21 protein-coding genes are annotated in these 25126 nt (G+C 69.2%); 14 read left to right on the top strand and 7 right to left on the bottom strand.

Going from position 1 to position 25126, the window contains the following annotated elements; translation table 11 throughout:
• Nucleotides 1-2: 2 nt before the first annotated feature.
• Nucleotides 3-1205 (top strand): acetate/propionate family kinase, encoded by a 1203-nt coding sequence (locus ABL840_RS28570; RefSeq protein ID WP_093305333.1) that lies wholly within the window; start codon nucleotides 3-5, stop codon nucleotides 1203-1205.
• 6 nt (nucleotides 1206-1211) lie between these two features.
• Here ABL840_RS28570 and ABL840_RS28565 read toward each other — a convergent pair whose 3' ends face one another.
• Nucleotides 1212-2132 (bottom strand): LysR family transcriptional regulator, encoded by a 921-nt coding sequence (locus ABL840_RS28565; protein WP_093305332.1) that lies wholly within the window; start codon nucleotides 2130-2132, stop codon nucleotides 1212-1214.
• 83 nt (nucleotides 2133-2215) lie between these two features.
• Between ABL840_RS28565 and ABL840_RS28560 the strand changes: the two genes are divergently transcribed.
• The 3 genes from ABL840_RS28560 to ABL840_RS28550 are packed head-to-tail and all read left to right on the top strand — an operon-like array spanning nucleotide 2216 to nucleotide 6943.
• Entirely contained in the window at nucleotides 2216-5155 is a 2940-nt protein-coding gene (locus ABL840_RS28560; protein WP_093305330.1) for a molybdopterin oxidoreductase family protein, read from the top strand.
• Entirely contained in the window at nucleotides 5152-6003 is an 852-nt protein-coding gene (locus ABL840_RS28555) for a 4Fe-4S dicluster domain-containing protein (RefSeq protein WP_093305328.1), read from the top strand. Before ABL840_RS28560 ends, ABL840_RS28555 begins: the two co-directional genes overlap by 4 nt.
• A 7-nt stretch (nucleotides 6004-6010) precedes the next feature.
• On the top strand, nucleotides 6011-6943 hold the full coding sequence (locus tag ABL840_RS28550) for a dimethyl sulfoxide reductase anchor subunit family protein (RefSeq protein ID WP_093200181.1): 933 nt from the start codon (nucleotides 6011-6013) through the stop codon (nucleotides 6941-6943).
• Here the strand turns inward: ABL840_RS28550 and ABL840_RS28545 are convergent.
• Both ABL840_RS28545 and ABL840_RS28540 read right to left on the bottom strand, forming a co-directional pair.
• Nucleotides 6940-7869: an SMP-30/gluconolactonase/LRE family protein gene (locus ABL840_RS28545; protein WP_093305326.1), complete on the bottom strand. Its 930-nt coding sequence runs from the start codon at nucleotides 7867-7869 to the stop codon at nucleotides 6940-6942. The two genes, ABL840_RS28550 and ABL840_RS28545, sit on opposite strands and share 4 nt — an antisense overlap.
• 73 nt (nucleotides 7870-7942) lie before the next feature.
• The gene (locus ABL840_RS28540; protein WP_143093973.1) at nucleotides 7943-9070 is read right to left on the bottom strand and encodes a serine hydrolase domain-containing protein; all 1128 of its coding nucleotides are present in this window, start codon (nucleotides 9068-9070) and stop codon (nucleotides 7943-7945) included.
• A gap of 143 nt (nucleotides 9071-9213) precedes the next feature.
• On the opposite strand from ABL840_RS28540, the gene ABL840_RS28535 reads away from it, so the two are divergent.
• Nucleotides 9214-9870 (top strand): response regulator transcription factor, encoded by a 657-nt coding sequence (locus ABL840_RS28535; protein WP_093200190.1) that lies wholly within the window; start codon nucleotides 9214-9216, stop codon nucleotides 9868-9870.
• A complete protein-coding gene (locus tag ABL840_RS28530) occupies nucleotides 9867-11279 on the top strand; it encodes a HAMP domain-containing sensor histidine kinase (protein WP_093305321.1) in 1413 nt (470 codons plus the stop codon). The genes ABL840_RS28535 and ABL840_RS28530 overlap by 4 nt, the downstream gene beginning before the upstream one ends.
• Before the next feature lie 24 nt (nucleotides 11280-11303).
• On the opposite strand, the gene ABL840_RS28525 is transcribed toward ABL840_RS28530, so the two are convergent.
• From ABL840_RS28525 to ABL840_RS28510, 4 genes are all read right to left on the bottom strand, one after another.
• Complete coding sequence (locus ABL840_RS28525) at nucleotides 11304-12134, bottom strand: hypothetical protein (RefSeq protein ID WP_093305319.1); 831 nt, start codon at nucleotides 12132-12134, stop codon at nucleotides 11304-11306.
• On the bottom strand, nucleotides 12131-13567 hold the full coding sequence (locus ABL840_RS28520) for a DUF2314 domain-containing protein (protein WP_093305317.1): 1437 nt from the start codon (nucleotides 13565-13567) through the stop codon (nucleotides 12131-12133). The genes ABL840_RS28525 and ABL840_RS28520 overlap by 4 nt, the downstream gene beginning before the upstream one ends.
• A 66-nt stretch (nucleotides 13568-13633) precedes the next feature.
• Nucleotides 13634-14155 (bottom strand): Lrp/AsnC family transcriptional regulator, encoded by a 522-nt coding sequence (locus tag ABL840_RS28515; protein WP_093200194.1) that lies wholly within the window; start codon nucleotides 14153-14155, stop codon nucleotides 13634-13636.
• 110 nt (nucleotides 14156-14265) lie between these two features.
• Complete coding sequence (locus ABL840_RS28510) at nucleotides 14266-15054, bottom strand: DeoR/GlpR family DNA-binding transcription regulator (protein ID WP_093305315.1); 789 nt, start codon at nucleotides 15052-15054, stop codon at nucleotides 14266-14268.
• A gap of 314 nt (nucleotides 15055-15368) precedes the next feature.
• Between ABL840_RS28510 and deoC the strand changes: the two genes are divergently transcribed.
• From deoC to ABL840_RS28470, 8 genes are all read left to right on the top strand, one after another.
• Nucleotides 15369-16349, top strand: a complete 981-nt coding sequence (gene deoC, locus ABL840_RS28505) for a deoxyribose-phosphate aldolase (protein WP_418116380.1) — start codon at nucleotides 15369-15371, stop codon at nucleotides 16347-16349.
• 8 nt (nucleotides 16350-16357) lie between these two features.
• Nucleotides 16358-18781 carry an aldehyde dehydrogenase family protein gene (locus tag ABL840_RS28500; RefSeq protein WP_093305582.1) on the top strand — a complete coding sequence of 808 codons (2424 nt, stop codon included), beginning with the start codon at nucleotides 16358-16360 and terminating at the stop codon, nucleotides 18779-18781.
• A 124-nt stretch (nucleotides 18782-18905) separates the two neighbouring features.
• Entirely contained in the window at nucleotides 18906-19358 is a 453-nt protein-coding gene (locus ABL840_RS28495; protein ID WP_093305311.1) for an RbsD/FucU family protein, read from the top strand.
• A gap of 5 nt (nucleotides 19359-19363) precedes the next feature.
• Nucleotides 19364-20323, top strand: coding sequence for a ribokinase (locus ABL840_RS28490; RefSeq protein ID WP_093305580.1), 960 nt, complete (start codon nucleotides 19364-19366; stop codon nucleotides 20321-20323).
• Nucleotides 20324-20348: 25 nt separating this feature from the next.
• Nucleotides 20349-21401 carry an ABC transporter permease gene (locus tag ABL840_RS28485; protein WP_176947565.1) on the top strand — a complete coding sequence of 351 codons (1053 nt, stop codon included), beginning with the start codon at nucleotides 20349-20351 and terminating at the stop codon, nucleotides 21399-21401.
• A 13-nt stretch (nucleotides 21402-21414) separates the two neighbouring features.
• Nucleotides 21415-22419: a substrate-binding domain-containing protein gene (locus ABL840_RS28480; protein WP_093305307.1), complete on the top strand. Its 1005-nt coding sequence runs from the start codon at nucleotides 21415-21417 to the stop codon at nucleotides 22417-22419.
• A gap of 13 nt (nucleotides 22420-22432) precedes the next feature.
• Nucleotides 22433-24022 carry a sugar ABC transporter ATP-binding protein gene (locus ABL840_RS28475; protein ID WP_176947564.1) on the top strand — a complete coding sequence of 530 codons (1590 nt, stop codon included), beginning with the start codon at nucleotides 22433-22435 and terminating at the stop codon, nucleotides 24020-24022.
• The gene (locus ABL840_RS28470; RefSeq protein WP_093200205.1) at nucleotides 24019-25071 is read left to right on the top strand and encodes an ABC transporter permease; all 1053 of its coding nucleotides are present in this window, start codon (nucleotides 24019-24021) and stop codon (nucleotides 25069-25071) included. Before ABL840_RS28475 ends, ABL840_RS28470 begins: the two co-directional genes overlap by 4 nt.
• Nucleotides 25072-25126: the final 55 nt, after the last annotated feature.

Genomic DNA, 25126 nt, shown 5'->3' with positions numbered 1-25126 from the left:
CCATGACCGGTTCGCTGCTGACGCTCAACGCGGGTTCGTCTTCCATCAAGGTCGCGTTGTTCGACGCGACCGGCGATGGCGATGCCCCGCTGCCGGCGGCACGCTGGTCGGGGCAGGCCGACGGGCTCGGCGCGGGCCTGAAGGCGCGGCTGCGCGTGCGCGACGCCGAAGGGCAGACGCTGCACGACACGCCGCTCGAGGGCGCGCAGGCCTCGCACCAGGGCGCGCTCGCGGCCCTGCTCGACTGGCATGCGAAGCAGTCGGGAGGAGGGCGCATCGCGGCGGTCGGCCATCGCATCGTGCATGGCGGTGCGGACTTCGTGGCGCCGGTGCGCATCGACGCGGCCGTGCTCGACGCGCTGGCGCAACTGGAGCCGCTGGCGCCCCTGCACCAGCCGCACAATCTCGCGGGCGTGCGCGCGGCGACGGCCGCCTTCGACGGCGTGCCGCAGGTGGCGTGCTTCGACACCGCCTTCCACGCGGTGCAGCCCGAGGTCAACCGCCGCTTCGCGCTGCCGCGTGCATTGCACGATGCGGGCGTGCGGCGCTACGGCTTCCATGGCCTTTCCTACGAGTCGATCGTCGCGCAGTTCGCGGGCATCGCACCCGAGTTGGCGCAGCGGCGCGTGATCGTCGCGCACCTGGGCAACGGCGCTTCGATGTGCGCCATCGCGCAGGGCCGATCGGTCGCGACGACCATGACTTTCTCTCCGCTCGACGGCCTGACGATGGGCACGCGCTGCGGCCACATCGACGCGGCCGTCGTGCTGTACCTGATGCGCTCGCAGGGCATGTCGGCCGACAGGGTCGAGGCGCTGCTGTTCCGCGAATCGGGGCTGCTCGGCATCTCGGGCGTGTCCAGCGACATGCGCGTGCTGGAGGCTTCCGCCGAGCCTGCCGCGGCGGAAGCCATCGGCCATTTCGCCGAGCAGGTGGTGCAGCACATGGGCAGCCTCGCGGCTGCACTGCGCGGCGTCGATGCCATCGTGTTCACCGGTGGCATCGGCGAGAACGGCGCCGCGCTGCGCGAACGCATCCTCGAAGACTGCGAATGGCTGGGCGTGAATGTCGATGCCGCAGCCAACCGAAGTGGCGCCGCACGGCTCACCACGGCTGAGAGCCCGGTGAGTGCATGGGTGCTGCGCACCGATGAAGAGGCCGTGATCGCGCGGCACACGGCGCGCGTATTGCAAGCCGCCGGCTGAAGAGTCCTAGCGGCGCGGCACGATGGCGCCGCAGTGGCGCAGGAAGTCGGCCGTCGCGCGGCCCAGCAGCTTGTCGCGATGCATCACCGTCGCGAGCCGCCGCACTCCTGCCGGCAGCCGCGTGCGCAGCTCGACCAGATGCCCGTCTTCCAGCGCCTGCGCCACCGTGTAGCGCGAGAGGCACGCGAGCCCGGTGCCCGAGGCCACCACGCGCTTGATGGCTTCGGTGCTGCCCAGCTCGAAGCCGACGTGCACCTGCTCCAGGTTCTGGATCAACCACGCGTCCGTCACCTGCCGCGTGCCCGAGCCGTGCTCGCGCAGTACCCACGTCGCCTGCGACAGCTGCTTGTGCGTGGCGATGCGGCCCGCCAGTTCGTGGCCTGGCGCGGCGACGATCACGAGCTCGTCTTCGCGCCAGGCGCGCACCACGAGGTCGGGGTGCGTCTGCGGGCCTTCGATGAACCCCACGTCGACATCGAAGCCCGCGACCGCCTCGATCACGTCGTGCGTGTTCGCGATGTGCAGGTGCACCTGGCTCTGCGGATGCTGCGCGGTCCAGGTCGACACCCGCTCGGGCAGTAGGTATTCGCCGATGGTGAAACTGGCCGCTACGCGCAACGGCGCCGCATGCTCGCCGCTGAAGAGCGCCTCGACCTCGGCAGCCTGGTCGAGCAGCGCCTGCGCCTTGGGCAGCAGCGCGCGGCCGTTCTCGTTGAGCACCAGCCGGCGGCCCAATCGGTCGAAGAGCTGTACGCCCACGGAAGACTCCAGGTCGGCCAGCGCGCTGCTTGCGGCCGACTGCGAGCGCGCGATGCGGTCGGCCGCGGCGCGGGTGCTGCCTTCGCGGGCGGTGGCGACGAACACTTCGAGCTGGCGCAGGTTGAGGCGCAGGCGCTGGCTGGAAGACTGATCTGTTTTTCCGGTCATGGTGAGCGATATTCTCTGCTTTTTCGTTTGATCGAGGCTGCATACCATCGAGCGGACCCCGCCTGAAAACAAAGGACCTCCAAGTGTTCAGCTTCCTGTCTCGCGAGCCCGTGCACGACCCGCTGGTCGCGCCCACGCCCACGGCCGACACCACGGTCAAGACCACCACCTGCTACATGTGCGCCTGCCGCTGCGGCATCCGCGTGCACCTGCGCGAGGGCGAGAAGGGCCCCGAGGTCCGCTACATCGACGGCAACCCGAACCACCCGCTGAACCAGGGCGTGATCTGCGCCAAGGGCTCCTCGGGGATCATGAAGCAGGTGTCGCCTGCGCGCATCACGCAGCCGCTGTTGCGCAAGGCGGGCAGCGAACGCGGCGCGGGCGAGTTCGAGCCGATCAGCTGGGAGCGCGCCTACGACATCCTGACTGAGCGCCTCGCGAAGATCCGCGCCACCGATCCGAAGAAGTTCGCGCTCTTCACGGGGCGCGACCAGATGCAGGCGCTCACGGGCCTCTTCGCGCGACAGTTCGGCACGCCCAACTACGCAGCGCACGGCGGCTTCTGCTCGGTCAACATGGCCGCGGGAATGATCTACACCATCGGCGGCAGCTTCTGGGAGTTCGGCGGCCCCGACCTCGAGCGCGCCAAGCTCTTCGTGATGATCGGCACGGCCGAGGACCATCACAGCAACCCGATGAAGATCGCGATCAGCAAGTTCAAGCGGGCTGGCGGGCGCTTCATCTCCATCAACCCGGTGCGCACCGGCTATTCGGCGATTGCCGACGAGTGGATTCCGATCAAGCCCGGCACCGATGGCGCGCTGTTCATGGCGCTGCTGCACGAGCTGATCGGCAACGAGCTGGTGGATCACGCCTTCCTCAAGCGCTTCACCAACGCGCCGCAGCTCGTGGTGCTCGACGACTGCGAGCGCGAGGGCCTGTTCGCCTTCGATCCCGAGCGCGGCCCGCCGGGCGACGGCCGCAATCCGCACAACAAGCTGGTGTGGGACAAGGCCAGCGGCAGCGTGAAGCCCGCGTATCCCGAAGGCATTGCCGACGGCTGCGATCCGGCGCTCGAAGGCCACTACACGCTGGCCGACGGCACGCGCGTCGCGCCTTCGTTCCAGCTGCTGCGCGAGCGCGTGGCGAGCTGCACGCCCGAGTGGGCGCAGGCCATCACCGGCATCGACGCGGCGCGCATCCGCAAGCTGGCGCGCGAGATGGGAGAGACGGCGCTGAAGCAGGCCTTCGAGCTGCCGATCCCGTGGACCGACGCGTGGGGAAAGAAGCACGAGACCACGCAGGCACGGCCCGTGGCCTTCCACGCGATGCGCGGGCTGGCGGCGCATTCCAACGGCTTCCAGACGGTGCGTGCGCTGGCGGTGCTGATGAGCGTGCTCGGCACCATCGACGCGCCGGGCGGCTTCAGGCACAAGGCGCCGTACCCGCGCCACATCGTGCCGAACTACCGCGCGTTCAACGACCCCGGCATGATCCAGCCGAACACGCCGCTCAACGCCGCGCCGCTGGGCTTTCCGGCCAGCCCCGACGAGCTGGCGATCAACCCCGATGGCTCGCCGATCCGCATCGACCACGCGTTCTCCTGGGAGCACCCTCTGTCGGCGCACGGGCTGATGCACAACGTGATCACCAACGCGGTGAAGGGCGACCCGTATCGGATCGACACGCTGCTGATCTTCATGGCCAACATGGCATGGAACTCCAGCATGAACACGATGGCGGTGCGCGAGATGCTCAACCGCAAGGACGAGAAGGGCGAGCACATGATCCCCTTCCTGGTGGTGTGCGACGCCTTCCAGAGCGAGACAGTGGCATTCGCCGACCTCGTGCTGCCCGACACCACGTACCTGGAGCGGCACGACGTGATGGGCATGCTCGACCGGCCCATCTCGGAGTTCGACGGCCCGGTGGATTCGGTGCGCATCCCGGTGGTGCCGCCCACGGGGCAGTGCAAGCCGTTCCAGGAGGTGCTGATCGAGCTGGCCTCGCGGCTGAAGTTTCCGGCCTTCACCACGCCCGAGGGTGGGCGCAAGTACAGCGGGTATCCCGACTTCATCGTCAACTTCGAGCCGCAGCCGGGCATCGGTTTTCTCATGGGCTGGCGCGGCAAGGACGGTACCGAGCACCTGCGCGGCGCGCCCAATCCGAAGCAGTGGGAGGCCTACGCGCAGAACAACTGCGTGTTCCAGTACCACATGCCCGAGACCATGCACTACATGCGCAACTGGAACCGGGAGTACCTCGACTTCGCGAAGGACAAGGGCTGGCGCCAGCGCAACGACCCGGTTCAGCTGGCGCTGTACTCCGACACGCTGCAGAGCTTCAGGCTCGCGGCGCAGGGCAAGAGCCCGGGGCGGCAGCCGCCCGATGCGCTGCGCGAGCGCATCGACACGTATTTCGATCCGCTGCCGTTCTGGTACCCGCCGCTCGAAGAGGCCGCGACCGACCTCGAGGCGTTTCCGCTCAACGCGCTCACGCAGCGCCCGATGGCCATGTACCACTCGTGGGACTCGCAGAACGCGTGGCTGCGGCAGATCCACAGTCACAACTACCTGCACGTGAACCCGGTGACGGCGCAGGCCGCGGGCATCGCCGACGGTGGCTGGTGCTGGGTGGAGAGCCGCTGGGGCAAGGTGCGCTGCATGCTGCGCCACAGCGAGGCGGTGGAGCCCGGCACGGTGTGGACCTGGAACGCCATCGGCAAGGCCGACGGCGCGTGGCAGCTCGCGCCGGGTGCGGACGAGGCGCGCAAGGGCTTCCTGCTGAATCACCTGATCAGCGAGGAGCTGCCCTGCGCAGGCACCGCGAGCGGGACCATCAGCAACTCCGATCCCGTGACCGGACAGGCCGGCTGGTACGACGTGCGCGTGCGCATACGGCCGGCCGAACCGGGCGAGCCTGAAGAGAGCTATCCGCAGATGGCGAGCATGCCGGCGGTGCCCGGCGTGCTGGGCAAGGCGGCGAGCGTGTTGACCTACTTCGCGGGGAGGGCGCGGAAATGATGCAGTGGTTGAAGGACCTGATGTCGTCGGCCCCGGTCTTGCCCCCTCTCCCACTTGCGGGAGAGGGCTGGGGTGAGGGCGGCGGCGCTGGAGTTGGCAGCCTTGGGGTGATGAAGGCTGTTGCACCCTCACCCCGACCCTCTCCCCCAAGCGGGAGAGGGAGCAACACAGCTACCCAGCGGGCCGAGCAGGGCGAGACGCTCGCCAAGCAGCTCGCGCTGGTCATCGATCTCAACGTCTGCGTCGGCTGCCATGCCTGCGTGACCTCGTGCAAGCAATGGAACACTTCCGGCAGCGCGGGCCCGCTGGCCGACGAGCGGCCCTACGCCGCCAACCCCACCGGCACCTTCTTCAACCGCGTGCAGACCTACGAGGCCGGCGAGTTCCCGGTCACCGAGACCATCCACTTCCCCAAGAGCTGCCTGCATTGCGAAGACCCGCCATGCGTACCCGTGTGCCCCACGGGCGCCAGCTACAAGCGCAAGGAAGACGGCATCGTGCTGGTCGACTACGACAAGTGCATCGGCTGCAAGTACTGCGCATGGGCCTGCCCCTACGGCGCGCGCGAGCTCGACGAGGAACGCCAGGTCATGACCAAGTGCACGCTCTGCGTGGACCGCATCCACGACGAGCAGCTGCCCAAGGAAGACCGCAAGCCCGCCTGCGTGAAGGCCTGCCCGACCGGCGCGCGGCTCTTCGGCGACGTGAAGGACCCGGACTCGGAAGTGTCGAAGGCGATCCGCGAGCGCGGCGGCTACCAGCTCATGCCCGAGTGGGAGACCAGCCCGGCCAACCGCTACCTGCCGCGACGGATCACGTCGTCGACTCAGGCGCAGTCGCAGGAGTAGCCGCCGCATGCATCCCGCGTTCTCGATCCTTTTCTTCACCACGCTGGCCGGCGCCGCGCAGGGGCTGGTGTTCGCGCTTGCGCTGGCGGTGCTCTTCGGGCTCGAACTCGCGCCGGGTTTCCTGGGCGTGGCACTGGGCGTGGCCGAGGTGCTGCTCGTCGCGGGCCTCGCCGCGTCGTTCATGCACCTGGGCCGCAAGACGCGCGCATGGCGCGCGGTGCTGATGTGGCGCACTTCGTGGATGTCGCGCGAGGTGATCGTGCTGCCGGCCTTCATCGCGCTGGTGGCGGTGTGGTGGCTGTCGCTGCGCTTCGGCGCCGGCGCGCCGTGGTCGTGGCTGCTGCCCTTGCTGGCGCTGTGCGGTGCCGTCGCGCTCTGGTACTGCACCGCGATGATCTACGCCTGCCTGCGCTTCATCGAGGAATGGGCGCACCCGCTGACCGTCGTCAACTTCACGCTGATCGGGCTGTCGTCGGGGCTGGTGCTGGCCTGCGCGATGGCGGCGCTGGCCGGCGAGGCGCGCTTCGTGCAGGTCTTCGGGCCCTGCGCGCTGATCGCCACGCTGGCTGCCTGGGCCGCGCGCGGCACGGCGCTTCGGCGCAACGCAGGCATTCGCCACAAGTCGACGCTGCAATCGGCCACGGGCATCCGCACGCAGAAGCTGGTGCAGAAGTCGATGGGCATGTCGGCCGGCTCGTTCAACACGCGCGAGTTCTTCCATGGCGCGTCGCTGGCGGCGTTGAAGAACATGAAGTTGGGCTTCCAGCTGCTGGCCTTCGTGCTGCCCATGCTGTTGCTGGCGTGGGGCATTGCCGGCGCGGGCGTGCTTCCATGGCTGCTCGCGGCGCTGGTGCAGGCGCCGGGGCTGCTGGCCGAGCGCTGGTTCTTCTTCGCGCAGGCCCGGCATCCGCAGAACCTGTACTACCAGGTCGTTTCCTAGGCTTCGAAGTTCAGCGCGAGGCCGGGCGTCGGCCAGTCGTCGATGGCAACGAGCCGCCCGCTGCCAGAGAGCGTCACGTAGGCCGTGCGCCGCTCGCGCCCGCCGAAGCAGATGTTGGTGGTGTAGCGGTCGGGCAGCGGCACATGCTCGACCGTGCTTCCGTCGGGCGCCACGATGCTGATGCCGCCGTGCAGCAGCGTCGCCACGCAGATGTTGCCCAGCGCGTCGACCGCCATCGAGTCGAAGCGCTGGTAGTGCCCGCCCGGCGAGGCGCAGAGCATGCGGCCACCGTGCGGCGAGGGCCAGCCGTCCTTGCGCACGCGGCCCGGGGCGACGATGTCGAAGGCCCAGACCCGGGCGCCCTCTGTTTCAGCGTAGTAGAGCGTGCCGCCGTCGGGCGAAAGAGCGATGCCGTTGGGCGTCATCACCGGCCGCGCGATCACGCTGGCGGCGCTGCCGTCGGCGTGGCCGTAGAACAGGCCGCCGCGGTCCATGTCGCGCTCCCGCACCTTGCCCAGGTCGGTGAAGTAGAAGCCGCCCTGAGCGTCGAACACGATGTCGTTGGGGCCGCACAGCGCGCCGCCGTCGATCGTGTCGTACAGGCGCTCGGCGCGGCCGGTGGCGAGGTTCACGCGTTCGATGCGCCCGCCCGAATAGTCCTCGGCCTGCCCCACGGGCCGCAGGCAGCCGTCGGCCTCGGTGTGCCACCTGAAGCCGCCGTTGTTGCAGACGTAGACGGCGCCATCGGGGCCGATGGCCGCGCCGTTCGGGCCGCCGCCAAGGTCGGCGACCACCTGCACGAGCCCGTCGGCGCGCACGCGGGTGAGCGTGCCGCGCGCGATCTCGACCAGCAGCACGGAGCCGTCGTCCATGGCGATCGGGCCTTCTGGAAACTGCAGGCCGGTGGCGAGTTCGCGGATGCGCATCGGAGGCTCCTCGGTGATCGGACGGGCCTCCAGTTTGCGCCAGATCGCTGCATCGCGTGGCGGCTTGCCCGAGTCAGCGCAGCAGCGCCTGAAGCCACTCGCTGCGCCGCAGCCGCATCACGAAGCTGCAGCGACTGAGCCTGCAGCGCAGTTGTGCGAAGAGCGGCTTTGCGGTGGGCGTGTCGCTGCCCAGGCCGGCCATGAGCCGGTCCAGCACGGCAGAGGCACGCGTGCCGTCGCCGCCCTGGCTTGCAAGCGACAGCGCGAAGCTCGCGTTGCGGCCGTCGGTGTCGATGATGGCGTCGGACTGCGCCTCGGCCAGTGAGGCGTTGGCGTTGCCGCGCGCATGGCGCAGCACCGGGCGCCCCTGGACGAGCGCGCCCGTCCATCCGAGCGCGTAGCTGCCGGGCGAGAGGCCGCGCAGGCGCTCCACGTAGCCGAAGGGCAGGGGCGTCTCGTCGCCCTGCAACGCGTGCAGGTGCCAGCGCAGCCAGCCCGCGTAGTTCGACGCCGTGGTGGTGAAGCGGCCGGCCGGCATGATCGCGTCGAGCCAGGCCTGAGGGCTCGCCGGGCCGCGTGCGTCGGCTTCGCGCCATGCGCCGGCGATGCCGAGCGGACGGGCCAGTTCCTGCTCGAACATCGCGCGGTAGCTCAGGCCGGTCGCGCGCTCCATCATCGTGGTCGCGAGCGCGTAGCCCGCGTTCGAATACAGGAAGCCGGCGTTGCCCGCCGCGGGCGGCTGCCGCACCAGCCAGCGCGCGAAGAAGAGACGGCGCCCGGCGTCGGTCGTGGGCAGCGCGCCGGCTGGCACGGCCTCGGGAAGAACGGCCAGGAAGCGGCGGAATTCGTCTTCGGTGGTGAAGGCCGGCAGGCCGGCGCGGTGCGCGAGCAGGTCTTCGAGCGTCACGTTGCGGTAGGCCGGAAGCATCATGCGCCGCAGCTCGGGCAGGGCCTCGGCGATGCGCGTGTTCCAGCGCAACGCGCCGCGCTCGACCAGGCGCGCGGCGATCACGGCCGTCATCGCCTTCGCGTCGGCCCCGATGGGAAACAGCGCCCTGGCACCGGCCCCGCCGAATTCGCCGTCCGCCAGCGTGACGCGGCCCGTCACCGCGTCGGCACGCTGTTGCGGGCCGGGGCCTGCTGGCTGCGGGCCGGCATCGTGGTTGCCGCATCCCGACAGGAATGCGGCGGCGAGGAGCATGGTTGCGAGGGTGATGTTCACTCTGTGCGACTCCGGAATGCTCGGGGGGCTCGGGAAAATCGTGGGCTCGGAACGAAGAGCGAAGCATTGTTCTTCGCCGAACCTTTGGCAATGCTTAAGGTTCCCGCCGGAAAATCCGGGCAATGCACCTCCTGCTCATCGAAGACGACCTGGACCTGGGCCGCGCCCTCTCGCAGGCCCTGAAGGCCGAGGGCTTCAGCATCGAGTGGCTGCGCCGCATCGCCGACGCCCCGCGCTCCTTCGAGGGGGACGCCTGCGGCTGCGTGCTGCTCGACGTGAGCCTGCCCGACGGCTCGGGCCTGCAGCTGCTCTCGCGCTGGCGCCGTTCGGGCGTGACGGTGCCCATCGTGGTCATTACCGCGCGTTCCGCGCTGGAAGACCGGCTGGCAGGCCTCGACGGCGGCGCCGACGACTACGTGGTGAAGCCCTTCGCCACGCCCGAGCTGGTGGCGCGCATCCACGCGGTGCGCCGGCGCTATGCGCACCAGGCGAGCGACGTTTGGTCCTTCGGCGAGCTCGAGATCGAGCCGCGCAGCCATGTGGCGCGGCTCGGCGGCGCCACGCTCGACCTGTCTCCACGCGAGTTCCAGCTGGTGCTGGAGCTCGCCCGCGAGCCCGGCGCGGTGATCCCCAAGGGCACGCTCTCGCAGCGGCTCGATCCGCTGGGCGAGCCGGTGGATTTCGGCGCGATCGAGGTGCATGTGTCGAACCTGCGCCGCAAGATCGGCGCGGAGCGGATCAAGACAGTGCGCGGCGTCGGCTACATGCTCGCGCCATGATGTGGCTGTTTCGTCGCAGCCTGGTGCGGCGCGTGGCGCTGTCGCTGCTGCTCGCATTCACGCTGGCCTGGGTCGCGCTGGTCGTCTACATGTACCTGAGCTTCAGCTGGACCATGAACACCGACTCCAGCGTGGTTCGTGCCGGCCGGGAGATCAACGCCGGGCTGGCCGACATCGAGAACGAGGAGGTCGCCGCCGGCGTGATGGACACGATGGGGCGGATCATCAACGAGCTGCGCCGCAGCGAAGGCGGTCTTCCGGGCAACGTGGTTTTCCAGCTGAAGAACCGCGAAGGTCGGCTGCTGTACGTTTCCCCCGAGATCAAGGGCTTCGCGCTGCGCGGCGAGCCCGACAAGATGGTGGACGTGACGCTGGGCGGCCAGCGCTACTGGCTGTACGAAGGCAGCAGCCCTCGCTGGCAGGTGTGGCTGGGCGAGCCGCACTCGGGCATTCCGTGGCTGATCGGCCTGTTCGGCAGCTCGCTCTTCATGCCCTTCCTGATCGCTTTTCCTTTCGTGCTCGCGCCGGTGTGGATCGCCGCGGCGCAGGGCATCAAGCCGCTGCGCCTGCTCGGCGAGCGCATCCAGATGCGCGGCGCGGAAGACCTGTCGCCGCTGGGCGTCGATCCGAAGTACGCCGAGCTCAAGCCGCTGGTGAAGGCACTGGAAGACCTGCTCGCGCAGCTGCGGGGCAAGGTCGAACGCGAGCGCTCGTTCGTGAACGATGCGGCACACGAGCTGCGCACGCCGCTCGCGGTGATCGGCGCGCAGGCCCACGTGCTCTCGCGCTCCACCGATCCGCAGGAGCGGCAGGAGGCGGCGCAGCACCTGGCGCATGCCATCGCGCGCGGATCGCACCTGATCCAGCAGCTGCTCGAGCTGGCCACCATGGACGGTGCCGAGCGTCCCGCGACGCAGTACATCGACGTCGCCGAACTGACGCGACGGCACCTCGCGCAGGCGTCGAAAGACGCAGACCACCGGCGGCTGGAGCTGATCCTCGAAGCCCCGGACAGCCTCGTCTTCGAGCTGGCGGTGCCGCTTTTCGAGTCGGTGCTGCGCAACCTGCTGGACAACGCGGTGAAGTACGTCGAGGCCGGCGGCCAGGTCGTGGTGACGCTGCGGCGCGATGCGCGGGAGCTGGTGCTCTCTGTGGTCGACAGCGGACCGGGCATTCCGCCCGAGGAGCATGAACTGGTGTTCGAGCGCTTCCATCGCGGCTCGGGCACCCTGGCGCAGGGCACGGGGCTGGGCCTCTCGATCGCGCGCCAGGCCTGCCAGCGCATGGGCGGGACCATCGGGCTCGCGCAGGCGCCGGGCGGGAGCGGGTGCGCCTTCACGGTCGTCATTCCGACCGGGCCGGTTTCCATGGCGGCCTCCGCGACAGCGCGTCCGTCGCGCTGCGGATGAAGCGACGAGGAAGAAGCTTGTCGGCTAGCCGGCGGCGGGCTCGCGTATCGCCGCCCGCGCCAGCCGCCATGCGATGAACAGGAAGGCCAGCGGCAGCACCACCGTCTGCAGCACGAACAGCGCGATCAGCCGCACGATGCGCTCGGCCCAGTCGGAGGCCGACTTCAGGATCTGGTCGTAGGTGGCCTTCAGGTCCGGCAGCTTCGGCAGCCAGCGCTCGATGCGCTCGCGCCAGCCTTCTCCCTGCGCGGCGGGGGGCTCGCGCGTGGCGTCGGTCACTGCGCCGGGCGACTTCTCGATGCCCGAGAGGGCCGCCTGGTACTCGTTCGCCATGAACACGCGGTAGATGCCCTCGTTGGCCACCGCGCTCAGCGGTACCGCGAAGCGCACCAGCAGCAGCCCGATCAGCGCCGACTGCAGCCAGCGCGGCGAGCTGCCGCGCCGCCAGCGCACGGCGATCCAGACCAGCGCCACGATGCTGACCAGCCACGACATAAGCTGATGCGCGCCGATGTTCAGCAGCACCAGCTGGATGCCGAAGGACACGCTGGCCGCCAGCATGACGGCCGCGAACTGTTCGATGAGCTCGTTGAGCGGCTTCAGCGCCTGCCCCGGCGCGAAGCTCACGCCGACCCCGCCCGGGGTGGCGTCGACCTGCGTGCCCTGCGCCACCGACACCACCGCGCCCAAGGCGCGCGCCGCGGCGAAGGTGGTCAGCGCGCGCTTCAGGCCGTCGTTGACCTGCTCGCGCGCCGGCGCGTCGATGGGGGCGACCCAGCAGCCGACCAGCACGAGGATGGCGACGAGCAGGAGGTAGGCGCGCCGCAGGCCGAGGCTCTTCGCCACGTCGCTCATTTCTTCGCGCCCTGCATGCGCTCGATGATCCGGGAGGTCTCGTTGCCTTCTTCACGGCCATCGGCGTGGCGGCGCATGTAGTCGAACACCTTGGCCTGCGAGACCTTCACCATCTGGCCTGCATGCAAGCCCTGTACGTCGACCGGTTCGTTCTTCAGCAGACCCTCGATGGCATCGCCGTTCCAGCGCGCAACCTCGACCCACATCCATTCGTTGCCGCCCTCGCGCGTGGTGAACGGTGCCTTCACGAGGATGTATTCGCCCGGCTGCAGGCCCTTGGCGAAGGCGTCGCGTAGCCTGGGCAGTTGCGCGACAGCCTTCTTGCTGGCGGCGAGCAGTTCGTCGTTGTGCCTGAGCCGGGTGACGCCGTCTTCGTCGGCGCCGAAGGCGGCGGTGAGCAGGGCGGTCTGCTGGGCGTAGCGGTCGGGCCCCTTGTAGCGATCGAAGCGGATCTCGTACAGCCGGTTCTGCGGATCGCCGTTTTCCCATGTTCCGTTGACCAGCGAGAGCCGGGCCACCGCGGCGGCGTTGGGCTTCAGGTTCGCGAGCATGGGGTCGCGCGCCGCCGCGTGCTTCAGCGCGCGCAGGTCCAGGTCGTACTGGCCGGGCCGCGCCAGCGTGGCGCCCTCGACCATCGCCTGCGAGAAACCGTTGACGAGATTGCCCATCGGCCGGTTGCTCGACCACGAGAAATCGCTCACCACCACGTCGGGCAGGCCGAATTTCGCCATGCCGAGCGTGATGGCCCGCACGAGGTCGCCGCTGCGGTAGGCGTGAATGGTCGTGTGCCGCGCCACATCAGGCACGCCGCCGGCCCAGGTGTCGATGCGGCGCTTCTGCCATTCGTCGGGCGTGAAGACCTCGCGCGTCTCCTCGTCCCACAGCAGGCCGTTGGTGTCGCGTGCGACCTGCAGGGTGATCTGCAGCGCCTTCTGCATGGCCAGCGAAGACTGCTGCGCCGGATGCGCGAAGTCGAGGATCAGCGCCTTGTCGGCCTTCTGAAGCGCTTCCGCCTGTTCGCGCGAGATGCCCCGGCCGAAACGCTGCAGCATCTCCATGCTTGGCGCGCGGTACTCCTTCAACACCGTGGTGGTGTTCCAGTTCGCGAAGACCACCGGGGCGGTGACGGAGGCGGGGGCCGGCATGGCCGCAAGGAGCTTCGGCCCGCCGCTCGTCTTGCCGAGCGCGCCGCGCAGCGCGCCCATCGGATCGGTTGCCGGGTTGCCGGCGTAGTAGATGGCGAACTGGAAGTGGATGGGGCTGGCCTGTTGCGGCGAACCTGCGGGTACCGGTGCGCCGGGCACGGCCTTGGCGGTGCTCTGCGCCGCGGCGGGCGGCGTGGCTGGCGTCGCCGCGAGGGACGCGGTGCCCATCGGGACGACGAACGCGGCGAGGAGTGCGAGTCGATGCGGAAAAGTCTTCGGCAAGGTCATGGGCGTGGAGTCGTCATGGCTGCGGAGCGGCCATTCTCCATGCAGTCCATGCAGTCCATGCAGACCCTAGCCGCGCCGCGAACCCGAGGCGCGCGGCGTGCCGGGCAGAAGGTGGTCGAGCGGCAAGGCTGCTTCCGACTTGATCTCGCGCAGCACGATGCTCGAGCGCACGTGCGTCACGCCGGGCAGGCTGAACAGCACCTCGTGCAAGAAGCGCTCGTAGTGCTTCATGTCGGGCACGGTCACGTTGAGGATGTAGTCGGCGGGGCCTGTGGCCGACACGCAGCGGATGATCTGCGGGCTGGCGGCCACGGCCTCCTCGAAGCGCTGCACCATCGCCTCGCTGTGGCGGTCGAGGTTCACCTCGGCCACGGCCGAGACGTGCAGGCCGACCAGTTCGGGGTCGACCAGCGTGGTGTAGCCGCGGATGACGCCGGCGGCTTCCATGTCCTTGATGCGCTTCCAGCAGGGCGTGGGCGACAGGCCGACGGCCTCGGAGATCTGCTGCACGGTCTGGCGGCCGTCGTGCTGCAGTGCGGAGAGGATCTTGAGGCAGTGCTCGTCGAGGGAAACGGTGCCGGCATTCATCGCGGGTAGTGGGGTTCGGGGGATCGGGTGCCGATCCCGGCCGTCGCCGCGATTCTCCTTGATCGAGGCGGCGGGGCAATGTCGTGCCCCGCCGCCGCCGGGTGTTCCTTCTACGCGTCGGCGGCGCGCGCGAATTCCAGCGGCAGGTCCTTGAACTGCTTCTTCAGCGAAGCCTCGGGCGAGCCGCCGACCACGATGTGCGCGAAGGCGTCGAGCGGGCTGAAGAACGCGGGCCGCAGCGTGCCCAGCTTGCTCTCGTCGATCACCAGGAAGCTCTGCGACGCGCTGCGGATGGCAGCCTGCTTCACCGGCACCTCGTGGAAGTTGGAGCAACTCGCGCCGCGCTCCAGGTCGACACCGCCCGCCGAGATGAAGGCCTTGTTGACGCCCAGCCTGCTGAGGTACTGCAGGCCCTCGTCCGAGAAGAAGGTGGCCGAGGAGGGGTGGTACAGCCCGCCCAGCAGCATCAGCTGCGTGTTCGGGCGGCGGCTGAGCACCGAGGCAATGTTCGTGGAATAACACACCACGCTCAGCGGCATCTCGGGCGGCAACGCCTCGGCGAAATGGACCATGGTGGTGCCGCAGTCGATGAACAGGCTGTCGTGCGGCTGCACCAGCCCGGCGGCGCGCTCGCAGGCCAGGCGCTTGTTGGCCGCGTGCTGGTCGCTGGCCTCGTCGAGCGAGTAGCGCTCGGCGCCCGGCAGCGTGGTCGCGAGCACGTAGCCCCCGAGGGCGGAGAGGGGCGATTCGGCCGACGACAGGTCGCGGCGGATGGTCATCTCCGTCACGTCGAGCTGCTGCGCCGCCTGCTTGATCGGCAACGGGCCGCCGGCCTCGACGAGTTCCTGCATCCTGGCCAGGCGCACGGCCCGGGCCTCGGCTCCGGCGGTTCTTCGCATGTTCGGTCTCCTCAGGTCCACGTGCCGGAGTATCGGGCATCGCACGCTGTTTCAATGTTGTTTGAAAAACATATTGCGCAGATAAATGTTGTTGTAATAACATTTGTGCCAACACGAACGACATACGGCTGCGTCGCCAGACGACACAGACCGGAGACAAAAGACATGCCCCTTGCCTGCCCGCCGCAGTCGCGGCCCTCGCGCGCCACGGCGCCCGCCCATCCATGACTTCCACTTCCCTCGTTCGCCCCAGCGGCGCGGTGCGCTCGCGCCCGGCTGCGCCGGCCTCGGCCGCAGCAGCAGCAACAGCACCGATGACGTCGACGCCCGCGCAGACGCACATCGCCGCTTCTCGCAACACCGCCCAGCCCTTCGACACCGGCTGGATCGACGGCATCCGCTTCAACCTCTCCGCCGCCGAGCGCCGCGTGGCCACGCTGCCCGGGCGCCGGTCGGTCAAGAAGGACGCCCAGGCCGGCTGGCTGCTCAAGGCCATCACCTGCATCGACCTCACCACGCTCAGCGGCGACGACACCGCCGAGCGCGTGAAGCGGCTCTGCGCCAAGGCCGTGATGCCGGTTCGCCCCGACTTGCTGGCCGCGTTGGGCTTCGCCGACCGCAAGCTGCACACCGGCGCGGTGTGCGTGTATCACCGCTTCGTCTCGACGGCCGTCGAGGCGCTGGCCGGCACCGGCATTCCGGTGGCCGCGGTGTCCACGGGTTTTCCGGCGGGGCTGATTCCGCACGAGCTGAAGCTCAAGGAAATCGAAGCCTCGGTGCGCGATGGTGCCGCGGAGATCGACATCGTCATCACCCGCGAGCACGTGCTCTCGGGCCAGTGGAAGAAGCTCTACGACGAGATGCTCGACTTCCGCCGCGCGGCAGGCGATGCGCACGTGAAGGCGATCCTTGCGACGGGCGAACTCAAGACGCTGCGCAACGTCGCGAAGGCCTCGATGGTCTGCATGATGGCCGGCGCCGATTTCATCAAGACCTCCACCGGCAAGGAGGGCGTGAACGCCACGCCGCTGGTCACGCTCGCGATGCTGCGGATGATCCGGCAGTACGAGGCCCGCACCGGTTTCCGCGTGGGCTACAAGCCCGCGGGCGGCGTCTCCACCGCGAAGACGGCGCTCGACTACCAGGTGCTCATGAAGGAAGAGCTGGGCCGCGACTGGCTCGAGCCCGACCTGTTCCGCATCGGCGCTTCCACGCTGCTGGCCGACATCGAGCGCCAGCTGGAGCACCACGTCACCGGCCGCTACTCGGCCTACAACCGCCACCCGATCGGATGAGCAGCCCGATGAGCAACAACAACAGCAGCAACAGCAACGTCGCACGCTACTTCGACACCATGGACTACGGCCCCGCGCCCGAGAGCGACACCGACGCGCGCGAATGGCTCGCGCGCCATGCCGAAGGCTTCGGCCATTTCATCGACGGGCGCTTCACGCCAGCATCGGAGGGTGCGCATTTCGACACGGCCGAGCCGGCCACCGGCCAGCGCCTGGCCCGCATCGCCCAAGGTTCCGCGAAGGATGTGGATGCAGCGGTGGCTGCGGCGCGCGCCGTGCAGCCCGGCTGGTTCGCGCTGGGCGGCCACGGCCGCGCGCGGCATCTGTATGCGTTGGCACGAATGGTCCAGCGCCATGCGCGCCTGCTCGCGGTGGTCGAGGCTCTCGACAACGGCAAGCCGATCCGCGAGACGCGCGACCTCGACGTACCGCTGGCCGCGCGCCACTTCTATCACCACGCCGGCTGGGCGCAGCTGCAGGAGCGCGAGTTCGCCGACCAGGTGCCGCTGGGCGTGGTCGGCCAGATCATTCCGTGGAATTTCCCGCTGCTGATGCTCGCGTGGAAGATCGCGCCCGCGCTCGCGCTGGGCAACACCGTGGTGCTCAAGCCCGCAGAGTTCACGCCGCTGAGCGCCTTGCTCTTCGCCGAGCTTGCGGCCCAGGCCGGCCTGCCGCGCGGCGTGCTCAACGTGGTGACCGGCGACGGCGCCACGGGCGCGGCGCTGGTCGCGCACGAGGGCGTGGACAAGATCGCCTTCACCGGCTCGACCGAAGTGGGGCGGCTCATCCGCACCGCCACGGCGGGCACGGGCAAGTCGCTCACGCTGGAGCTGGGCGGCAAGTCGCCCTTCATCGTGTTCGACGATGCGGACATCGACGCTGCCGTGGAAGGCGTGGTCGACGCCATCTGGTTCAACCAGGGCCAGGTGTGCTGCGCCGGTTCGCGGCTGCTGCTGCAGGAAGGCATCGCCGAAGACTTCATCGCGCGGCTCAAGCGCCGCATGCAGACCCTGCGCGTGGGCGCGCCGCTGGACAAGGCGATCGACATGGGCAGCCTCATCGACGCCACGCAGCTGGAGCGCGTGCGCTCGCTGGTGGCCACCGGCGTGCGCGAGGGCGCGAGCTGCTACCAGGCGCCAGGCGAACTGCCGCCGGGCGGCAGCTTCTTTCCGCCGACGCTGCTGACGGGCGTGCAGCCGGCATCCACCGTGGCCACCGAGGAAATCTTCGGCCCCGTGCTGGTGACGATGACTTTCCGCACGCCAGACGAGGCCGTCGCGCTGGCCAACAACACGCGCTACGGACTCGCCGCCAGCGTGTGGAGCGAGACCATCGGCCTCGCGCTGGGCATCGCGCCGCAACTGCAGGCGGGCGTGGTGTGGGTCAACGCGACCAACTTGTTCGACGCCGGCGTGGGCTTCGGCGGCTATCGCGAATCGGGCTATGGCCGCGAGGGCGGGAGAGAAGGCTGTTACGAGTACCTGAAGCCGCGTGCGTGGGCGCAGCGCAAGCCGCGCTCGGCTGACGTGGCTGTCGCGGCGAACGAAGCTGCGGACACGAGGAACGAGTCTCCGCTCGCTTTGCCCGCCATCGACCGCACCGCCAAGCTCTTCATCGGCGGCAAGCAGGCGCGTCCGGATGGAGAACTCTCTCGCTCCGTCTTCGCCGCCAACGGGCAGCCTGCCGGCGAAGTGGGCGTGGGCAACCGCAAGGACATCCGCAACGCCGTCGCCGCCGCGCGCTCGGCCGCGGGCTGGTCGAGCGCGACGCCGCACCGCCGCGCGCAGGCGCTGTACTACCTCGCGGAAAACCTCTCGGCCCGTGCTGGCGAGTTCGCCGCCCGCATCGCGAGCCTGACCGGCGTTGCCGCGAAGACCGCGCAGGCCGAGGTCGATGCATCGGTGAGCCGCCTGTTCGCCTATGGCGCCTGGGCCGACAAATACGAGGGCACGGTGCATGTGCCGCCGCTGCGCGGCGTGGCGCTGGCCACGGTCGAGGCGATCGGCGTGGTGGGCGTGGTGTGCCCCGACGAGGCGCCGCTGCTGTCCTTCGTGAGCCTGCTGGCACCGCTGCTCGCCATGGGCAACCGCACGGTGATCGTGCCGGGCGAGAAGCACGCGCTGGTCGCCACCGACTTCTACCAGGTGCTCGAAACCTCCGACCTGCCGGCGGGTGTCGTCAACCTCGTGACCGGGCCGGCCGCGAGCCTCGCGCGCACGCTGGCGGAGCACGACGACGTCGATGCGCTCTGGGTCTTCGGCGCGAAGGAACTCTCGCGCGAAGCCGAGCGGCTGTCGGTCGGCAACCTCAAGCGCACGCTGGTCGACCACGGCCTGGCCACCGACTGGTACGACGCGGCTTCGGCCGAGGGCGCCGCATTCCTGCGCCATGCCACGCAGGTCAAGAACATCTGGATTCCCTATGGCGAATGAACGCGTAGCCGTTGTTCGCAACATCGCAAACAAGGGAAATCCCCAAATAGAAAACGTTTGCGCAAACGTTTTCTTTACATAGGATCGCAACCGCGACGCCGTTCATTTCGAGGAGACAGACCGCATGCTGAAGTCCATCCACCCACTGCTCAATGCCGACGTGCTCTACGCCCTGCGCGCCATGGGCCATGGCGACGAGCTGGTGCTGTGCGACGCCAATTTCCCGGCCGACTCGGTCGCTCGCCAGACTTCGCTGGGCCGGCTGCTGCGCATCGACGGCGTCGGCACTACCGAGGCGGCGCGCGCCATTCTTTCGGTGCTGCCGCTGGACAACGCGGTGGACGATCCGGCGCGGCGCATGGAGATCATGGGCGCGCCCAGCGAGATTCCGCCCGTGCAGCAGGAGATGCAGCGCGAAATCGACGTGGCGGAAGGGCGCTCGCGGCCGATGGGCTCCATCGAGCGCTTCGCCTTCTACGAGGCCGCGCGCCGTGCCTACTGCGTGATCGCCACCGGCGAGCGTCGCTTCTACGGCTGCTTCGTGTTCAAGAAGGGCGTGCTCGCCTCCGAGGCGTGATCGCGATGGCTGCCGCTTCTCCGCATCAGCAACAACGACAGCACGGCGTGGCCGTGCTCGGCATCTTCGTGGCGGACCTCGCCTTCCGCGCGGCCGACCTCCCGGGCGTGGGCCAGACCATCGCCGGCTCCGGCTTCGCGATGGGGCCCGGCGGCAAGGGCTCGAACCAGTCGGTGGCGGCGGCGCGCGCCGGCGCCCGGGTGACCTTCATCTCCAAGCTCGGGCAGGACTCCTTCGGCGCCAATGCGCTGGCACTGTGGGCGCAGGAAGGCATCACGCCGCGCGTGCCGCAGGTGGCGACGCAGCCGACCGGCGCAGCCTTCATCTACGTGCACGAGGTCACGGGCGACAACGCGATCATCGTGGTGCCCGGTGCGGCGGCGCTCATCGACTCGGCTGACGTCGATGCAGCCGCCGACGCCATCCGCGGCGCGCGCGTGTTCGTCACGCAGCTGGAACAGCCGGCCGGCGCCGCGCAGCGCGGCCTGGAGCTTGCTCGCGCTGCCGGCACGGTGACGGTGTTCAACCCCGCGCCCGCGCTGCCCTTCGACGACGCGGTGTATGCGCTGTGCGACTACATCACGCCCAACGAGCATGAGGCGGCGGCGCTCAGCGGCATCGCCGTCGAGACCATCGACGACGCGCGCCGCGCCGGCGACTTCTTCCTTTCGAAGGGCGTGGGCTGCGCGCTCATCACGCTCGGTGAGAAGGGCGCGCTGCTGCACAGCGCGAAGGAATCGGTGCACCTGCCCGTGTTCCACGCCGGCGCGGTGAAGGAAACGGCCGGCGCGGGCGATGCCTTCAACGGCGGCTTCGCTGCCGCACTGGCCGAGGGCGCGTCGCCGCTGGAGGCCGCGCGCTTCGGATCGGCCGTGGCTGCCATCTCGGTCACGCGCGCGGGCACCGCGCCGTCGATGCCCACGCGCGCCGAGGTCGATGCGCTTCTGGGCCGGGTGGCGGCCTGAATCGCGAGCCGCAAAGGAGCCTTCCGTGAAATTCAGGTTTTCAGACCGCGAGCTCAACTTCCTGGTCGGCATCAATGTCGCGATCCTCGTGGTCGCCACGGTGCTCTCGAAGGGTGATTTCCTCGACGTCTACAACTTCCAGTCGATGGGCGGCCAGCTGCCCGAGCTCGGCCTGCTGGCGATGGGCGTGGCGCTGTCGATGATCTCCGGCAACGGCGGCATCGACCTCTCGGGGGTGGCGCTGGCCAATCTCTCGGGCGTGGTCGCGGCCACGCTGGCGCCGATGCTGGTGGATGCCGATGCCTCGCCGTGGCTCTACACCGGGTCTTTCGCCGCCATCGCGCTGGCGACGGGGCTGGCGGGCGGGCTGCTCAACGGCGTGCTGATCGCGCGTGCGGGGCTCACGCCCATTCTCTGCACGCTGGGCACGCAACTGCTCTACACCGGCCTGGCGGTGGTGCTCACCGGCGGCTCCAGCCTGCGCGTGGGCAATGCGGAGCCGCTGTCGGCCATCGGCAACGAGAACGTGCTGGGCGTGCCCATTCCGTTCGCGATCTTCGTGGCGATGCTGCTGGCCGTGGGCTGGTTGCTCAAGCAGAGCCCGTTCGGCATCCGGCTCTTCCTGCTCGGCACCAATGCCAAGGCGGCGCGCTACGCGGGCATTCCGCAGGGCCGCATGCTGATCGCCACCTATGCGCTGTGCGGCGTGCTGGCGGCGGTGGCGGGCGTGATCATCGCGGGCCGCACGGCCAGCGTGAAGTCGGACTACGGCAACTCCTACCTGCTCATCGCCATCCTCATCACCGTGATGGCGGGTGTGCGGCCGCAGGGCGGCTACGGGCGGATGGTGTGCCTGTTCTTCTCGGCCGTGGCGCTGCAGCTGCTGTCGAGCACCTTCAACCTGCTGGGCATTTCCAACTTCTTCCGCGACTGCGCCTGGGGACTGCTGCTGCTGTTCTTCCTGGCATCGGCGCGCTTCAGCCTGGCCGACCTGCGCAGCTTCATCTCCGTTTCGCGCACCAGCGCACCGCCGCATCAGCCCCCTCCTGGCGCGACGCAGAGAACCACCGAGGGCTAGGAGACAAACGAACATGCTGAAGAAAACCAAGATCGCCTGCACCGTGCTGGCACTCGGCACCGTGGCCTTCGCCTCGGCGCTGCATGCGCAGGGCAAGCCGCAGGACATCGTCACCGTGGTGAAGATCACCGGCATCAGCTGGTTCAACCGCATGGAAGTGGGCGTGAAGGAGTTCGGCAGCAGCACGCCGGGCGTGGCCACGCGCCAGATCGGCCCGGCCCAGTCGGACGCCGCCCAGCAGCAGCGCCTGGTGGAAGACCTGGTGGCCAAGAAGGTCGATGCGATCGCGGTGGTGTCGATGGACCCGCCCACGCTGGAGCCGGTGCTCAAGCGCGCGATGGAGCGCGGCATCAAGGTCGTCACGCACGAGGCCGACAACCAGAAGAACACCATGGTCGACATCGAGGCCTTCGACAACACGGCCTACGGCGCGCGCATCAACGAGCGCCTGGCCGCCTGCATGGGCCAGCAGGGCAAGTGGACCTCGCTGGTCGGCTCGCTGGGCAGCCAGTCGCAGGTGCAGTGGGCCGACGGCGGCGCGGCCAACGCGAAGAAGTACCCCAAGATGCAGCTGGTCGACGCCAAGAACGAGTCGCTCAACGACGCCGAGAAGGCCTACGGCAAGGCCAAGGAAATGCTGCGCAAGCACCCGGACCTGAAGGGCTTCCAGGGCTCGTCGTCGCTCGACGTGCTGGGCATCGGCCGCGCGGTGGAAGAGGCCGGCCTGCAGGGCAAGATCTGCGTCTTCGGCACCGGCCTGCCGAGCGAGGCGGCCAAGTTCCTCGAGTCGGGCGCGGTCGGCGGCATCGCCTTCTGGGACCCCAAGGACGCCGGCATCGTCATGAACAAGGCCGCCAAGATGCTGCTCGACGGCAAGACCATCACCGACGGCACCGACATGGGCGTGCCGGGCTACAACAAGGTCTCGGTGAAGAAGGGCCCGGGCGTCGGCATCATCGTCACGGGCCAGGCCTGGGTCGAGGTCGACAAGCAGAACTACAAGAAGTACTCGTTCTGAGCTTCCGCCGGCCATGACTCTTACCGCGCCTTCCACGCAAGCAAGCCCGGCAATCTCAGAGAGCGCGGCCGGGCGCCGGGTCTTCCTCGAGGTGCAGGACGTGCACAAGCGCTTCGCGGGCGTGCACGCGCTGCGCGGCATCGACCTCGTCATCGAGGCCGGCGAGATCTACCACCTGCTCGGCGAGAACGGCTGCGGCAAGAGCACGCTGATCAAGATCATCTCGGGCGCGCAGCCGCCGAGCCAGGGGCGCATCGTGATCGACGGGCAGCCGTACGAATCGCTGTCGCCGCTGCAGGCGCTCACGCTGGGCATCGAGACGGTCTACCAGGACCTGTCGCTGCTGCCGAACATGAGCGTGGCCGAGAACGTGGCGCTCAGCGAGCAACTCGTTGCCACCGGCGGCCGGCTGGCGCGTCGCTTCGACCGCAAGGCGGTCGCGGCCACCGCCACGCGGGCGCTGCAGGCGGTGAAGCTGCCGACCGACGCGGCATTCCTCGCGCGGCGAGTGGACGAAATGCCGATCGCCACGCGGCAGTTGGTGGCCATCGCGCGCGCGGTGGCCACGCGTGCGCGCATGGTCATCATGGACGAGCCCACCACCTCGCTCACGCAGAAGGAGGTGGACAACCTCGTGCACGTGGTCGAAGTGCTGCGCGAGCAGGGCGTGGCCGTGCTGTTCGTGAGCCACAAGCTCGACGAGTGCATGGCCATGGGCGGCCAGGCCATCGTGTTCCGCGACGGCACGAAGGTGGCGCAGGGACCGATCCGCGACTTCACCAAGGCGCAGATCGCGCACTGGATGACCGGCAAGCACCTCGACGGTGAGCGCTACCGCCACGGCACGCACGGTGGCGACGAACTGCTGAAGGTGGAATCGCTGGGCCGCGGCGCGCAGTTCAGCGACGTGAGCTTCGCGCTGCGCAAGGGCGAGATCCTCGGCGTGACCGGGCTGCTCGACTCCGGCCGCAACGAGCTCGCGCTGGCGCTGGCCGGCGTGCAGGGTGCCGACCGCGGGCGCGTGCTGCTCGACGGCAGGCAGATCGTGCTGAAGACGCCCACCGACGGCATCCGCCAGGGCATCGGCTACGTGCCGGAAGACCGCCTGAGCGAGGGCCTGTTCCTCGACAAGCCGATCCGCGACAACATCGTCACGGCGGTGCTGAACCGCCTGCGCGGCCGCTTCGGCGCGCTCGACATGCGGCAGTGCCAGGCACTGGCCGAGCGCACCGTGGGCGAGCTGCAGATCGCCACGCCAGACGTCGACCGGCCGGTGCAGTCGCTCTCGGGCGGCAACCAGCAGCGCGTGCTCATCGGGCGCTGGCTGGCCATCGGGCCGCGCGTGCTGATACTGCACGGCCCCACCGTGGGCGTGGACGTGGGCTCGAAGGACACCATCTACCGCATCGTGCAGCGGCTGGCCGAGCAGGGGCTGGGCGTGATCCTGGTGAGCGACGACCTGCAGGAGCTGCTGCAGAACTGCGACCGCATCCTGCTGATGCGCAAGGGCCGCATCGCCAACGACTTCGAAGCGCAGGGGCTCGCCGAGAGCGACCTCTACCACGCGCTGGTTTCCGACACACCTTCCCCCGCATTCTCATGACGGCTTCCACCATGCAAGCGCATTCCGCGCCGGCCACGCCGGAATCGGCTCCGCTCCCGCCCGAGGCGCGGTTCTCGCTGCGCGGCTGGCTCGCGCAGCGTCCCTCGGTCTTCACGCTCGCGCTGATCGTGCTGGCGAGCCTGGCGGTGGGCGCCATCAACCCGAGCTTCTTCCAGCTGCCCGTGCTCTTCGACATCGTGCGCGCCTGCACGGTGCTGGGCCTGTTCGCGCTGGGCGTGCTGATCGTGCTGGCCGCCGGCGGCATCGACGTGTCGTTCGCGGCCATCGCGGCGCTCACCATGTACAGCATCACCAAGCTGGTGCTGAACTACTTTCCGGAAGCGCCCATCGCGCTGCTGCTGATCGCCGGCGCGGCGAGCGGCGCGCTGCTGGGCGTGCTCAACGGGCTGCTGGTGCACTGGCTGAAGGCGCCGTCGCTGATCGTGACCATCGGCACGCAGTACCTGTACCGGGGCATCCTGCTGACCTTCGTGGGCACCGTGTTCTTCATGAACGTGCCCGCGCCGATGGACGCCTTCGGCAAGCTGGCGCTGTGGCGCTTCGACACCCCGCAGGGCTTGCACGTGGTGCTGCCCGCCACCGTGCTGGTGCTGGTCTTCGCGGCGGCGCTGACCTGGTGGCTGCTGAACCGCACGCTGATCGGCCGCGCGGTGTACGCCATAGGCGGCAGCCTCGCGATCGCGGAGCGGCTGGGCTACAACCTGCGCACGGTGCACGTCTTCGTGTTCGCCTACGCGGGCTTCCTCTCGGGGCTGGCGGGCATCGTGCACGTGTCGAGCACGCGGCTGGCGAACCCCTTCGACCTGGTGGGCAACGAGCTGGACGTGATCGCTGCCGTGATCCTCGGCGGCGCGCGCATCACCGGCGGCAGCGGCACCGTGGGCGGCACGCTGCTGGGCGTGGTGCTGGTCACGCTGATCAACAACGTGCTGATCCTGGCCGGGGTGCCCAGCACCTGGCAGAAGGTGATCATCGGGGCGTTCATCCTGGTGGCGGGCGGCTTCTTCGCGATGCGCAGGCAGGACTGAGATTGGTGGCGCTTGTTTTCTCGGAATTTCGACAATCGGGAAAGGAAATCGTATT

The sequence above is a fragment of the Variovorax sp. NFACC27 genome (assembly GCF_048301545.1).
Lineage (GTDB): Bacteria > Pseudomonadota > Gammaproteobacteria > Burkholderiales > Burkholderiaceae_C > Variovorax > Variovorax gossypii.
Note: the sequence above shows the minus strand (reverse complement) of the source record. Positions and strands in the feature narration are given on the sequence as shown.